Source organism: Microlunatus phosphovorus NM-1, from assembly GCF_000270245.1.
Classification (GTDB): domain Bacteria; phylum Actinomycetota; class Actinomycetes; order Propionibacteriales; family Propionibacteriaceae; genus Microlunatus; species Microlunatus phosphovorus.
In genome coordinates this window covers 3,956,961-3,970,484 of sequence record NC_015635.1, presented here as the reverse complement: position 1 = coordinate 3,970,484, position 13,524 = coordinate 3,956,961, and the positions used below count along the sequence as shown (strand labels likewise).

The window sequence follows — 13,524 nt, the reverse complement described above, 5'->3', positions numbered from 1 at the left end:
TTCCGACCGTCGGAAAGACGAGTAGCATGCGGATGTGGTGGCCTACACCCGAGCTGACCTGCTCACCCTCCTGGCGGAGGCCGCCGAGGTCGAGCACTCGCTGATGTGCCAGTACCTGTTCGCCGCCTACTCGATGAAGCGTTCAGGTCTCACCGACGAGCAGCAGAATCTGGTCTTCGACTGGGAGCGGACCATCCTGCTGGTCGCCCGCCAGGAGATGGAGCATCTCGGGCTGGTGATCAACCTGACCACCGCCGTCGGCGGAGCGCCGACCCTGGGTCATCCCACTTTTCCCTATCCCACGTCGCTGTTCGGCCACGAGATGGCGCTCGAGCCGTTCTCGGTGCCGGTGCTGCAGAAGTTCGTCTGCTTCGAGCGTCCAGACACCGTGCATCCCGTCGATGCCTTCTGTCGCGCGGCACCGCTGACGACCAAGCCCTACCAGACGGTCGGCGAGCTGTATGAGCGACTGCGTACGATGCTCATCGCCTTGGCGGCCCAGACGCCGGATCTGTTCATCGGGCCACCGGATGCCCAGGTGGTCGGCGGACAGCTCGGCACCGATTTCCCGCGGCTCGGCTGTCTCGGCGGCGGCTACGACGTGTTCATGCGTCCGGTCACCGATCTGCCCAGCGCCCTCGCCGTCATCGACCTGGTGATCGAGCAGGGCGAAGGTGCGCCGATGGACCATGAGATCTCCCACTACCGGCGTTTCCTGGACATCCTGCAGGACTTCGACGCGCACTCGTTTGCCGCAGCTGAGCAGGTGCTCTCCAATCCCACGGCCGCGGCGATCACCAATCCGGCGGCGAGCGCCGTGTTCAGTCTGTTCGACGAGGCGTACGGGGTGCTGCTGGCGATCCTGGCCCGGATGTTCTCCCACAGCGACGAGACCGAGGACGATGTGGCCGTGTTGCGCTCGGTGGCATTCATGCCACTCATGACGATGGGGATCCGTCCACTGGCCGAGTTGTTGACCACGATGCCGGCACATCTGCCCGACGACGGCTGGCGGGCCGGGCCCTCGTTCGACAGCCACGGGCCGGTGCTGGTGCTGCCGCATCGTGCGGCGGCCTGGACGGTGCTCTCGGAGTCCTTGGACGGGTTGGCGGCCCGGGCCCTGGCGACGGCAGGAGAGCCGGGGATGCCGAAGCGGCTGCGCTACATCGCGCAGTCCCTCAATCTCATCGCCCAACGACTGTCAGCCGGGCTGGGGATGGTGGGTGCGCCGTGATCACGCTGCATTTCGAGGGCTGGTTCCAATGCCGGATGGCCACCGATCCGGACCCGACCGACGAGCCGCACGGGGTGAGCGGCCCCACCTTCACTGTGGCGGGGGAGCCGCCCTTCGACCGGCTGATCCGACTCCAGGACCCGGTCTGTCCGCGCTTCCCCCATCTCGACGACATCGGTGTCAACGTCGTCCGGGTGGAGGTCGACGGAGCGACCGCCCCGGAGCATCCCCTGCTGGGCGCGGCGGTCTCGCTGACCGACGCCGAGTTCCTGCAACGCAACCTGATCACCGTCCCGAACGCGTTCACCGTGATCATCGACCCGTTCGACCTCACCATCGCCGGCAACGGGATCGTGCTGCGTCGCGCCGCGCTCTGGGATGTGACTCGCCCCGAGCTGCGACTGGATGACGTGTTCTTGAACCAGGCGCTGCTCGCGCCCAGGCTCAACACGATCGAGATTCAGTCGGTGATCGCGGCCGAAGCGACCGGCCTGGTGAACTACCCGGAGGTACGGCGGCAACGCCGTGACGACCTCCGTCACCAGCTGGACCAGACCACCGATCCCACCGCCAAGCTGGCGCTGGTCAAACGGATCCGCGCCATCGAGGCGGACGCGATCATGGCCGGGCAGCGGCTGGCGGCGGAGCAGTTCATGGGTATGCGCGCGGGCTACGCCTTCCCGCTCAACGGCGAGGCTCTGGTCAGCGATGCGGAAGGCCGGCTCGGGGGGACCGTGGGCCGGTCCCAGCTGTGGCCGGTGGAGTTCTGGCTCGGTGGCTACGACGTCGACGCCCTGTGCGCCTACATGCGCGGCCAGCTCTCGGTTCCGTTCCGTGCTTGAGGTAGTCCCGCGCTTCGTGGTCGAGCGCCTCGCCGAGGGACGGACCGCGGGTCGGGCGCCCGGGGCGGCGGTCTATGTCGACATCGTGGGATTCACCGCGTTGGGTGACGCGCTGGCCGGTGCCGGGCCTCCTGGTGCCGAGGCGGTCGCCTCGACCGTGCAGTCGGTGATGATCCCGATCGTCGAGGCCGTCCACCGGCAGCACGGGTTCGTCGCCTCCTTCCCTGGTGACGCGGTGCTCGCCCTGTTTCCGGCCGAGGAGCGGTTGGCGGCTCCCGGCAGACGCGCGATCGAGGCGGCCGAGGCGATGCAGGCGTCGATCTGTGCGCTTGGCCCGCAGCGCGCGCCGTACGGACCGGTGCAGATCGCGGCCAGAGTGGGGGTGGGTGCGGGCGAGTTCAGCTGGACCGTGTTGAGCGCCGGCGAACGTCGCACCTTCGCGATCGCCGGATCGGCTCCCGCCGCCGCAGTCGAGGCGGAGCAGCACGCCGGGCCGGGCCGGGTGAACTCGCATCCGACGATCGAGCAGCCGCTTCCGCTCGGTGGTTCGCGGCAGGCAACCGGACCCGTGACCGAATCCGATCTCCATCGTCTGGCTCGAGGATTCGTCGGGCCCGATCTGGTCAGCGACCTGGGCGCCGGTGAGTTCCGACCGGTCACGACGGCGTTCATCGAGACTCCGGTGAATGATCTGGAATCGGTCGTCACGAACGTGTTCGATCTGCAGAACCGGTTCGGTGGGCACCTCGATCCGGTGGAGATCGGCGACAAGGGCTGCGTCGTCCGACTGGTCTGGGGAGCGCCGATTCGACACGAGGGCGATGACGCCCGCTGCCTGGCCTTCGTCCACGAGCTGCGTCGACGCCATCGGCGGGTCCGGATCGGAGTGACCACCGGGACCGCCTTCACCGGTTTCGTCGGCACCACCCAGCGCATGGGCTATGTGACGTACGGCTCGCATGTCAACCTCGCGGCACGGCTGATGTCAGCCGCTGAACCCGGGCAGATCCTGGTGGCCGGCGCCCTCACCGATCTGGCGAGCGCCTCGTATGTCCTGCAACTCGAAGGCGAGCGCAGATTCAAAGGCTTCGCGCGGCCGATCGCCGTCGCCACCGTCGCGGAGCACCGTGACCCGGTGCCCGACGAGGCGGGCTACGTCGGCCGGGAGCCGGAGTTGGCTGCACTGGAAGAGTTCGTGCGGCACGGATCCGGGCTGGGACTGGTCGCCGGCCCGCCTGGGATCGGGAAGAGCTCGCTGGTCGCCCAGGTTCGGCAACGAGCAGCCGACCTGCGCTGGATCTCGGCCGCTGCCGACCCCGTGTGGCGCGAGCCGTTCCAGCCGCTGCGTCGGGTGGTCGCGGACCTGCTCGGTCAGACCAGTCACGCCTCCCGCAGCGACAACGAGCTCCGGCTGCTGGCCGGACTGGAGTCCCTCGGCCTGTCCGAGCACCGGATCCAACTCGGCGCCCTGGTCGACCTGTTCTGGCCGGAGTCAGCTGCTGTGCTGGCCGACCGAGCAGCGCGCCGCGGTGCGGTGCTGGCGGCCGTCACTGCGTTGTTGGCCGCGGTATGCGCTCGGCAGCGGGTGGTGCTGCAGATCGACGACCTGCACTGGAGCGACCAGGAGACCATTGCCTGCCTGCCAGAGCTGGTTGCGTCCCTGTGCGAGGCGCCGTTCGTGCTTGTGGCGACCAGCCGGGACGAGGCCGCAGTGGACCTCGCGCCTTCGCTCGCCCTGCGGCTGGACGAGTTGAGCGAGACCGGCCTCGGACTGCTGGCTGAGCGGGTCGTCGGTGGTCCGCTGGCGTGGCCGACAGTGACCTGGCTCGCCCGGCGAACCAGTGGGAACCCGTTCTTCGCCCAACAGGTGCTGCTGCATCTGCGGGAGCGACGGCAGCTGCTGCCCGGTCCCACCGGATGGGTGCTGGGCCCTGGTGGCGTCGCCGTACCCCCGTCCGTGGGAGCCGTCGTCGTCGCCCGGCTCGACGGTTTGCCCCGACCGCTGCGGTCCATCGCGAAGAGCGCGGCCGTGCTCGGCGCTCGGTTCGAGCTGGCCGAGCTCCGGGCGCTCGCCGGACGCGCCGAGGGTCCGGAGCTGGATGCCCTCGTCGCCCAGGGCACCGACGTCGGACTGTGGCGACGATCCGGGACCGTCATCGAGTTCGTGCACGCGCTGGTCCGCGACGCCGTGTACGAGACGCTGCTGGTCGTCGCCCGGAGCCGGCTGAATCTGCTGGCGGTCGCCGTCATCGAGGAGCTGTACGCCGACGACCTGGGACCCCACCTGCACCGGCTGGCCCACCACCTGGTCGCCGCCGGTGACCCGGTGGCAGCGCGGCGGCGCGAGCGGCAGGCCGCCGATCGGGCCCTCGGGCTCGGTGCCTTCCACGAGGCCGGCGCGTACGCGACCGCCGGGCTCCAGCTCGAGGTCGGCGATCAGGTCGTGGCCGAAGAGGCTACCCAGGATGAACTCGAGCTATGGCTCGCACTGGCCTCCAGCCGGCTGATGACGGTCGGGCAGAGCGCGGCGGAGACCAAACAGGCCTACGACCGGGCCGCGGAGCTGGCCGGCGAGGCGGCCGAGACCCGGGCCGGGTTCCGGGCACTGTTCGGATTGCGGACGTTCTACCTGTTCCGTGGCGATCATGTCCGGGCGCTGGAGATGGCCGAACGCTCGCTGGTGATCGCCGAACGGATCGGCACCGCCGATGTGCTCGAACAGGCACATCTGATGGTGGGCAACTCCCGCTTCTGGGTCGGTGATCTCGACGAGGCTCAGGCCCATCTGGACATCGTGCTGGGGGCCGACGTGGACGTCCGACCGGACGTACATCGAGCCGGCTTCGCGCAGCATCCCCGATCCACCGCGGTGCTTCCGGCCGCGTTGACGGCGTGGCTGCGCGGCGACCGGGTGGGCGCGCTGCGGATCGCGGAGACCGCGGCGACGACTGCCGTCGATCCGTTCGGCATCACCATGAGTCAACAGACCATCGGCTATCTGCACTGTCTGAACGGTCAGGTCGATGCCGCTCACCGGGCGGCGTCGGCGATGCTGGAGCTGGCCGTCAAGCACAACTTCGGGATGTACGCCGAGACCGCCCGACTCCAGCTCGGCTGGGTCCGGGCGCGGCTGGGGGCGCCCGACGACGGACTGCGGGAGATGGTCGAGGCACAACAGCGGATGCTCGCCGACGGCACCCGAGGCGGCAACTCGCTGCGGGTCGTGCTGCTCGCCGACGCCAGCCTCACCGCTGGCCGGTACGACAGTGGCCTGACCCTCGCCGAGGAAGGGCTGATCGACGCCACCCAGCGGCGTGAGCTCGCCTTCCTTGGCGTGCTCGCCAGACTCCGAGATGACCTTGCGGCGGGCCAGTCGCCCGACCGCCCGACCAACGACGCTCACCGAAGGGAGCACCTGGATGAGCACGCAGCTCTCTGACACCGATCTCGAGGACATCCTGAACGGAGCCTGCCTGTACGGCGCCGGTGGGGGAGGCCCGTACACCCTCGGCCAGTCCTTGGTCGCCGACATCAAGGCCGGCAAGAAGCCGGTGCGGCTGGCGACCCCGGCGGAGATGACCGGCACGGACAGCTGCTGTGTCTCGGGTGGAGTCGGCTCGCCGTCGGCGGCGGCCAAGGGCTTTGACCTGCACACCGCCAGAACCGCCTTCGACCAGCTGGCCTCGACCTGGGGAAGGCCGTTCACCCACGTGATGCCGATCGAGCTGGGAGCGGCGAACACGATCCTGCCGATGACCGTCGCGGCCGTGGAGGGGATCCCGATCCTTGACGCGGCTGGTGCCTATCGCGCCGTACCGCAGATCACCCAGACGGCCTTCGCGCTCCATGGCCTGCCCGTCGGCGGCGTGGTTCTCGCCAACGCCACCCAGCAGGTTGCCTTCACGGCCGGCAGCGCGGCCGACACCGATGCCACCATGCGCGCGATCATCTCCGGCGGCACCTTCACCGACGACGCGGGGCTCGCGCTGTGGGCGATGGACGCCGCCGCCGCTCAGCGGGGATCCCTGACCGGCACCACCGAGAGCGCCCGCCGGCTCGGCGCCGCCCTCCGGACCGCGCTACAGGCCGGCCAGGACCCGGTGGCCGCGGTCGCGGCGTCGCTGCAGGGTCGGGTGCTGATCAAAGGCACGGTCGCCGACGAGCAGCAGCAGATGGGCGAAGGCACCGACACCGGGCTGCTGGTGATCAAGGACGAGGCAGGACGCGAGGTCAGCGTGGTCAGTCAGAACGAGAACCTGGTCGCCTGGTCCGCGGACTCCACCCGACCGGCGGCGCTGGCCCCCGACCTGATCGTGACCATGACCGTCGACGGGCAGCCTTTCTCCAACGCCGACCTGCAGTTGGCCGACGGCAAGCAGGTCGCGGTGATCGTCGCCCCGACCGCTGCGGCGATGCGCGAGCCCGCGATGATCGCAGCCTTCCTGCCGGTGATCCGCTCCGCCGGCTACTACGGAGCCTGGTTCGGAGTGTGATCGTCATCCGGACCGGCGCGGGATGACTACGATCGCAGCCATGTCCTTCATCGCCGCCGACAACCGTTATGACGTCCAGCCCTACCGCCGGTGCGGGCGGAGCGGGCTCCTGCTGCCCGCCGTCTCGCTCGGCTTCTGGCACAACTTCGGGGATGACAAGCCGATCGAGACTCAGCGCGCAATCATGCGACGGGCGTTCGACCTCGGTGTCACCCATTTCGACCTGGCCAACAACTACGGGCCGCCGTACGGCGCTGCCGAGACCAACGTCGGGCACATCCTGGCTCAGGACTTCCGCGCCTACCGCGATGAGCTGGTGATCTCCAGCAAGGCGGGCTGGGACATGTGGCCGGGCCCGTACGGGAACCTCGGCTCGAGGAAATATCTGACGGCCAGTCTCGATCAGTCGCTGCAGCGTCTCGGGCTGGACTACGTCGACATCTTCTATCACCACCGGCCGGACCCGGATACGCCGCTGGAGGAGACGATGGGGGCGCTGGACTCGATCGTGCGGGCCGGCAAGGCGCTCTATGTCGGGGTGTCCTCCTATTCGGGTGAGCGCACCGCGCGGGGCGCGGCCATTCTGCGTGAGCTCGGTACGCCGATGCTGATCCATCAGCCGTCCTACTCGATGTTCAACCGCTGGATCGAGACCGATCTGCTTGATGTGCTGGATCGCGAGGGCGTCGGCTGCATTGCCTTCACTGCGCTGGCGCAGGGACTGCTGACGAATCGCTATCTCGATGGCATCCCGGCGGACTCCCGTGCTGCCGCGGGCAAATCGCTGTCCACCTCGATGATCAACGAGGAGAATCTGGCCCGGATCCGGGCACTGAACGAGATCGCCCAGGGTCGCGGCCAGTCACTCGCTCAGCTGGCGCTGGCCTGGGTGCTGCGGGATCGGCGGATGACCTCGACCCTGATCGGCGCCTCCAGCGTCAAGCAGTTGGAGGACAACGTCGCGACCGTGCAGAACCTCGACTTCAGCGACGATGAGCTGGCTGCCATCGACCAACACGCCGTCGAGTCCGGCGTTGACCTGTGGGCGGCAGCCCGGAAAGCTCCGAGCGACTGAGCTCACAAGGGCCCAGAGCGCGGGCCGGGCAAGCCGAGAGACGGTTCACACGGGGCGGATATTTAAGCGGAATTTGTTCTGCTACCGTCCGAGAAGATGGGCTCGTCACCCCCGGCGGCCCGGTCATCGAAAGTAGGGCGTCGTGAAACTCTCCCTGGACAAGTGGGACCTCGATCATCTGCAGACTCACCTGCAGGCTGCGGCCGAGTTGGAAGCCTGGACCATCCCGTTCTATCTCTCGGCGATGACCTCCATCGTCAACACTGACTCGGAGGCGTACGCGTTGATCCGGTCGGTGGTGAACCAGGAGATGCTGCATCTCCAGCTGGTCAGCAACATCGCGAACTCATACGGCTACAGTCCGCGCATCGGCCCGGAGGTCTTTGTCTACGAGGGCACCACGGTCCCGCACCTGGACTTCACCTTGGATCCGTCTGGTCCGACCGGACAGTTTGCTCCGTATAGTGCTGAGATCGGCCCGCTCGATGAGTTGCGGATCAATGCGATGTGCCTGATCGAGTACCCCGAGTGGGACACCGGCGGCCGTCCGGACTTCCACGACACGGTCAGCGAGTACGGCAGTATCGGCGAGTTCTACGACGCGCTCGAGTACGGCGCGGCGCTGTTCGTCGAGCACATCAAGGGCGGTGTCAACCAGGTCAACTGGTTCGACGATGCCTATGACGGGCTGACCTTGACGGTGAGCAAGAACGGCGTCCACGGCCTGGCAGAAGTCGCCCTGCTGCTCGACATCGTTCGAGACCAGGGGGAGGCTGCCAAGGAGGTCGATGCGATCAAGAAGGAGTTCCAAAGCTCCAAGGACGACCCGGAACCCGCCGCGAGTCACTACGAGAAGTTCATGAAGATCCGCGCCGAGGGACCTCCGGCCACCTACGAGGTCAAGGACCCGGCCCTCTACAGCCCCGACGACCTCGCCTTGCAGAACAGCGTGGTCGAGAAGTTCGCCCATCTCACCGATGCGCTCACCGTCTTCCTCTCGGGCGGCGATGACAAGGAGTTCGGCAAGGTCATGGCGCCGTTGGCCGACGACCTTCAGGCGTGTTGGAAGCAGGGTGTCGCACCGCGGTTCAACCGGCCTCCAGACCCGCGATAAGGCCGGGCCGGTTGGTCGGGTCGTCGCACTCAGGGCGAGTGACAGCTGCTAGTCGGCGACCGCGTCGAGTCCCAGACTCTCGAAGCGGTTCAGCTGCTCCACCTCGGCCGCCGTCAGGGTGATCCCCTCGGCAAGGCTCCGCTCGCGGGCGAGATAGCGACGTTGGCCGGGCAGCCGAGCACCTTGGCCCAGGATCGCGTCGAACAAGACCTCGGCGCGCTGTGCCGGGTCGCCCGGTCGGCCGGCGGCGAAGCGGGCCGGGTCGAACGCCAGGATCAGCTCACCATGCGAGGGGATCCGGGCGTCGGTGCCCATGTTGGCCAGCGACTCCGGGCTGGTCAGGTCGCCGATCATGATCCCGCCCAGCAGCTCGATCATGATCGAGATGGCCGATCCCTTGTGGCCGCCGAACGGCAGCAGTGCGCCGGCCAGTGCCGCTTCCGGGTCCGTGGTGGGCCGGCCTTCTGCGTCGATCGCCCAGCCGTCCGGCAGCGGCGTACCGGCTCGCAGATGCAGTTCGACCTCGCCACGGGCCGCCATGCTGGTCGCGAAGTCGAAGACATAGGGCGGACGACCTGGACGCGGCCAGCCGAACGCGATCGGGTTCGTGCCGAGCAGCGCCTCACGCCCGCCGGACGGAGCGACCGCCGTATAGCTCGGACACAGCGCCAACGCGGCCAGACCGAGCTCGGTGAGCGCCTCGACGTCATACCAGAGCGCAGAGAAGTGGGCGGTGTCGTGGATCACCAGAGCAGCGAGACCCAGCTGTCGAGCTCGCTCAGCCAGCACTGGTACGCCGACCTCCAGCGCCGCACCGGAGAAGCCGTCGTGTGCCGCAACCCGGACCACGGCAGAGCCATCGTCCTGCAGTTCGGGCACGGCGGTGGCATTGACCTTCCCCGCCCGGATCGTCCGCAGACAGCCCTCGATTCGATAGATCCCGTGCGACGCGGCTCCATCACGTTCACCGGCGGCGATCATCCGCGCAATCGGGCCCGCCTGTTCGGCAGAGAGACCTGCGTTGCGGAAGATCGCTTCGACGCGCTCGTAGAGCTCTGTGAAAGTCACCGTGGCCTGTTCGCCGGCTGTTGCGTCGCCGGTCGATCGAGATGTCACGTCGGCGGTCGTTCATCAGTCACGGCTAGATCCTGTCCAGCTCGGGTGCACGGGCACCTGAGCGTACTCAGGGTTCGGTGGGTTCTCCGGCGGTGACGAGTATCTGGTCGAATCCGACATCGAGGTGGCACTCGAACCGCCGCGAGGGTCCGGCTGTCAGCTGGGTCCGCTGCGCTGGAGCCGCACGGTGAACCCGAACACGCTGCCGGTGCCTGGTTCACTTTCGACTGTGAGGTCACCGCCCATGGCTCCGACGAGCTGTCGGGAGATGGCCAGCCCCAGGCCGGTGCCGCCGAAGCGTCTGGTGGGCGAGGCATCGACCTGGGAGAACGGCTCGAAGATCCGGTGCTGGTCCGAGCGGGCGATACCGATGCCGGTGTCGCGGACTTGGAACCTGATGTCGGCGGCTGCTGCCGAACTAGCCACGACCTGCGCCGATATCTCGACTTCACCGTCGTCGGTGAACTTGATCGCGTTCGACACGAGATTCAGCAGCACCTGACGTAGCCGTGCCGGATCGCCGTGCAGAGATGTCGTCAGCCCGTCGCACAGCCGCGCATTCAGCTCGAGCCGCTTGGTCATGGCCTGTCTGGTCAGGAGGCCGGTCACTTCCTCGAGCAGCTGGTTGACATCGAAGTCGACGACCTCGAGCCGAATGTGCCCAGCTTCGATCTTGGAGAAGTCCAAGATGTCGTTGATGATCGTCAGCAGGCCTGCGCCGGCGGTCTGCACTCCGGCGACATAGCGCAGTTGCTGCTCATCAAGCTCGGTTGAGAGCAGCAGCTCCGCCAAGCCGATGACTCCATTCATCGGAGTCCGCATCTCATGGCTCATGGTGGCCAGGAAATCGGACTTGGTTTGCAGCGCCTCCGAGAGCTGCTCTTCTCGGCTTTGTAGCGCGTCGCTGAGCAGCCGGCGCTCGGTGATATCGCTGACGAACGCAATCAGGCCAAGGTGGGTGCCGTCATCGCCAAGCCAGGGACTGTGGCTGATCACGGTCCAGACGTGTCCGCCGTCGCGTCGTAGCAGAAGACACTCAGCGCTCTCGGTCGTGCCACCCGCGAGCCGCTGCCGGGCCAGGAAGTCCGCTCCTTGGCCGCGGCCGACGTCGTCCAGCACATCCAGCACCGTGATCGAGCCCATCTCGGCGACGGTATAGCCAAGCAGGCTGGCCATCCGTTCGTTGACATAGACCGTGCTTCCGTCCAAGTCCCACACCCAGATTCCCTCATTGCCCGACTCGACGATCTGGCGATACATGGCAGCGTCCTGCGCCGCCGCCATCGGACGGGACGAGTCGACGTTCGACGAGTCGACGTTCAATGGGGTGGGCTCCCGACACTCAGGTCTGGCGTCGGAAGGTGAGTGAGCAACTCGGGCAACAGCACGAGGTCCCTCCTCTCCGGCGAATTGTTACGGGGACAGGATAGAACCTTGGTGCTGCCCGAGCCGCACTCCAGCGGCGACACGGTCGGTCAACAGTCGTGCTCGTCCTTGCTTCCATCTCGGTGTCTGGGTTTCGCGGTTGGCGAACTCATCGCTTCCCCATACACTCATCGGGCGTCGTGTCGCCGATCCGTCGTACGGGTTGTCGGCGGTGCCGGGGCGTAGCGTAGTGGCTAGCGCGCCTGCTTTGGGAGCAGGAGACCGCAGGTTCGAGTCCTGTCGCCCCGACGGTTGTCTTGCTGACCACCCGATTCCGTGCGAGTCCGGTACGGTTCTGGTTCGGCAGTACGCCGCGCGGGTGTAGCTCAATGGTAGAGCCCCAGCCTTCCAAGCTGGTCATGCGAGTTCGATTCTCGTCACCCGCTCCACTCCTGACCGTCCGGCTGACGGGCTCTTGCGATTTGGACCGGTTTCGGGCCGACCGTAGGATTGCCGGGGCTCACGTGCGAGCCCGCTTCCGAGCGTGCCCGGTTCGATCCTGAACCGAGCCTGCCTTCGATCCCAATCAGGAGTTTCTAGCGTGCCCAGCAGTGTCGACCGGCTGAGCCCCACCCGGGTCAAGCTCACCGTCGAGGTGTCGTTCGACGACCTCAAGCCCAGCATGGACAAGGCCTACCGTGAGATCGCCAAGTCGGTGAACATCCCCGGTTTCCGCAAGGGCAAGGTCCCGCCGTTGGTGATCGACCAGCGCTTCGGCCGGTTCACGATCATCCAGGAGGCGTTCAACGACGCACTGCCGAAGTTCTACGGGGAGGCCGTCGCCGAGAACGACCTCAACCCGCTCGCCCAGCCTGAGGTCGAGGTCACCAAGCTGGAGGACGGCGAGGTGATCGAGTTCACCGCCGAGGTCGACGTACGTCCCGACTTCGACCTGCCTGACTTCGCCACCTTGTCGGCCACCGTCGACGCCATCGAGGTGACCGACGAGCAGATCGATGCCCAGCTCAATGGTCTGCGGCAGCGTTTCGGCTCCAAGAGCGTCGTCGAGCGGCCGGCTGCCAGCGGCGACCTCGTCACCATCGACCTCGCGGCCAGCAAGGACGGCGAGGAACTGCCCGACGCCACCGCGGAGGGTATGGAGTACGAGATCGGCAGCACCGGCATGCTCGATGGCTTGGACGAGGCTGTCACCGGGCTCTCCGTCGGCGAGTCCGCGGACTTCGTCTCGACCTTGGTCGGCGGTCCACAAAAGGGCGAGCAGGCTGACATCCACGTGACCGTCACCCAGGTCCAGGAGCAGGAGCTGCCCGAGCTGGACGACGAGTTCGCGCAGATGGCCTCCGAGTTCGACACCCTGGACGAGCTGCGTGCCAGCCTGGTCGAGCGGCTGACCAATGCCGGTCGACTGGATCAGGCCGCCAAGGCTCGCGATGCGGTGCTGGAGGGCCTCATCGAGCAGCTGGACATCGCACTGCCGGAGAACGTGGTCGCCACCGAGGTCGAGGCCCGCAAGACCTCGATCCAGTCTCAGCTCGACGGTGCCGGCATCGACCTCGACGACTATCTCGCCGAGACCGGGGAAGCCGAGGACGCCGACAGCTTCTGGGCCGATGTGGAGAAGCGCTCCGCAGACGCCATGAAGGCCCAGCTGGTGCTGGACAAGACCGCCGAGGAGGCCGGGGTCACGGTCGAGCAGAACGATCTGACGCAGCACATCTTCCGCAAGGCGCAGGAGGAGGGCACCGCGCCGCAGCAGATCCTCGCCCACATCCAGGAGCACCCGCACCACATCGACGAGTACATGCTGGAGATCCGGCGGGGCAAGGCGCTGGCCACGATCGTGGAAGCTGCCACCGTGACCGACAGCAATGGAGATGTCGTCGAGATCGTTCGGATCCAGCCGGACGGCAGCCTGGCCGATCCCGCCGCAGCGGACGCCGACGCCGACGAGGCGGCAGAGTAAGAGCCGAAAGAAGCACACCCTCGATCGAACAGGGTCGAGCTACGCGTACGGACGATCTGTCCGTACGCGTAGTTTTTTTGCCGCACCTGCGGTCTCTTTGGGAGATCTTGAGCTTATCTAGATGAACTCTCAAGCGTTGCGCGAGGTTCATTCGCCAATATGGGAACGCGCTGAGATACCTCAGTTCGCTGAGCCCGAATGGGGAGAGGCTCTTCGTACTCGTCGCAGCGCAGGCTCGACGAGACGTAGTTCGGGGGAACGCAATCTCGGGGACAACTGAGCCACTGACCCGATGGTCAGG

Annotated in this window: 9 protein-coding genes and 2 tRNA genes; 9 read left to right on the top strand and 2 right to left on the bottom strand. The window is 67.2% G+C overall.

What is annotated here, in order from left to right; all coding sequences use genetic code 11:
• Positions 1-34: 34 nt before the first annotated feature.
• The 6 genes from MLP_RS17700 (at position 35) to MLP_RS17675 (ending at position 8,758) form a co-directional block, all read left to right on the top strand.
• A complete protein-coding gene (locus MLP_RS17700) occupies positions 35-1,234 on the top strand; it encodes a ferritin-like domain-containing protein (RefSeq protein WP_013864529.1) in 1,200 nt (399 codons plus the stop codon).
• Positions 1,231-2,076, top strand: a complete 846-nt coding sequence (locus MLP_RS28360; protein WP_013864528.1) for a hypothetical protein — start codon at positions 1,231-1,233, stop codon at positions 2,074-2,076. Before MLP_RS17700 ends, MLP_RS28360 begins: the two co-directional genes overlap by 4 nt.
• Positions 2,069-5,515, top strand: coding sequence for an AAA family ATPase (locus MLP_RS17690; RefSeq protein ID WP_172641593.1), 3,447 nt, complete (start codon positions 2,069-2,071; stop codon positions 5,513-5,515). The genes MLP_RS28360 and MLP_RS17690 overlap by 8 nt, the downstream gene beginning before the upstream one ends.
• Entirely contained in the window at positions 5,496-6,569 is a 1,074-nt protein-coding gene (locus MLP_RS17685; protein WP_013864526.1) for a DUF917 domain-containing protein, read from the top strand. The genes MLP_RS17690 and MLP_RS17685 overlap by 20 nt, the downstream gene beginning before the upstream one ends.
• A gap of 31 nt (positions 6,570-6,600) precedes the next feature.
• The gene (gene mgrA / locus MLP_RS17680) at positions 6,601-7,644 is read left to right on the top strand and encodes an L-glyceraldehyde 3-phosphate reductase (RefSeq protein ID WP_269453401.1); all 1,044 of its coding nucleotides are present in this window, start codon (positions 6,601-6,603) and stop codon (positions 7,642-7,644) included.
• A 142-nt stretch (positions 7,645-7,786) separates the two neighbouring features.
• Entirely contained in the window at positions 7,787-8,758 is a 972-nt protein-coding gene (locus MLP_RS17675) for a ferritin-like domain-containing protein (RefSeq protein ID WP_013864524.1), read from the top strand.
• A 48-nt stretch (positions 8,759-8,806) separates the two neighbouring features.
• On the opposite strand, the gene MLP_RS17670 is transcribed toward MLP_RS17675, so the two are convergent.
• Both MLP_RS17670 and MLP_RS17665 read right to left on the bottom strand, forming a co-directional pair.
• A complete protein-coding gene (locus MLP_RS17670; RefSeq protein WP_013864523.1) occupies positions 8,807-9,874 on the bottom strand; it encodes an Ldh family oxidoreductase in 1,068 nt (355 codons plus the stop codon).
• A 156-nt stretch (positions 9,875-10,030) separates the two neighbouring features.
• Entirely contained in the window at positions 10,031-11,134 is a 1,104-nt protein-coding gene (locus MLP_RS17665) for a PAS domain-containing hybrid sensor histidine kinase/response regulator (protein ID WP_172641592.1), read from the bottom strand.
• Between the two features lie 341 nt (positions 11,135-11,475).
• On the opposite strand from MLP_RS17665, the gene MLP_RS17660 reads away from it, so the two are divergent.
• From MLP_RS17660 to tig, 3 genes are all read left to right on the top strand, one after another.
• Positions 11,476-11,548 (top strand) — tRNA-Pro (locus MLP_RS17660).
• A gap of 66 nt (positions 11,549-11,614) precedes the next feature.
• Positions 11,615-11,688 (top strand) — tRNA-Gly (locus tag MLP_RS17655).
• 152 nt (positions 11,689-11,840) lie between these two features.
• Complete coding sequence (gene tig, locus MLP_RS17650) at positions 11,841-13,223, top strand: trigger factor (protein ID WP_013864521.1); 1,383 nt, start codon at positions 11,841-11,843, stop codon at positions 13,221-13,223.
• Positions 13,224-13,524 lie beyond the last annotated feature (301 nt).

Coding starts and splice junctions, on each gene's coding strand:
- MLP_RS17685 (WP_013864526.1), top strand. CDS start 5,496: ATGAGCACGCAGCTCTCTGACACCGATCTCGAGGACATCCTGAACGGA.
- MLP_RS17665 (WP_172641592.1), bottom strand. CDS start 11,134: ATGTATCGCCAGATCGTCGAGTCGGGCAATGAGGGAATCTGGGTGTGG.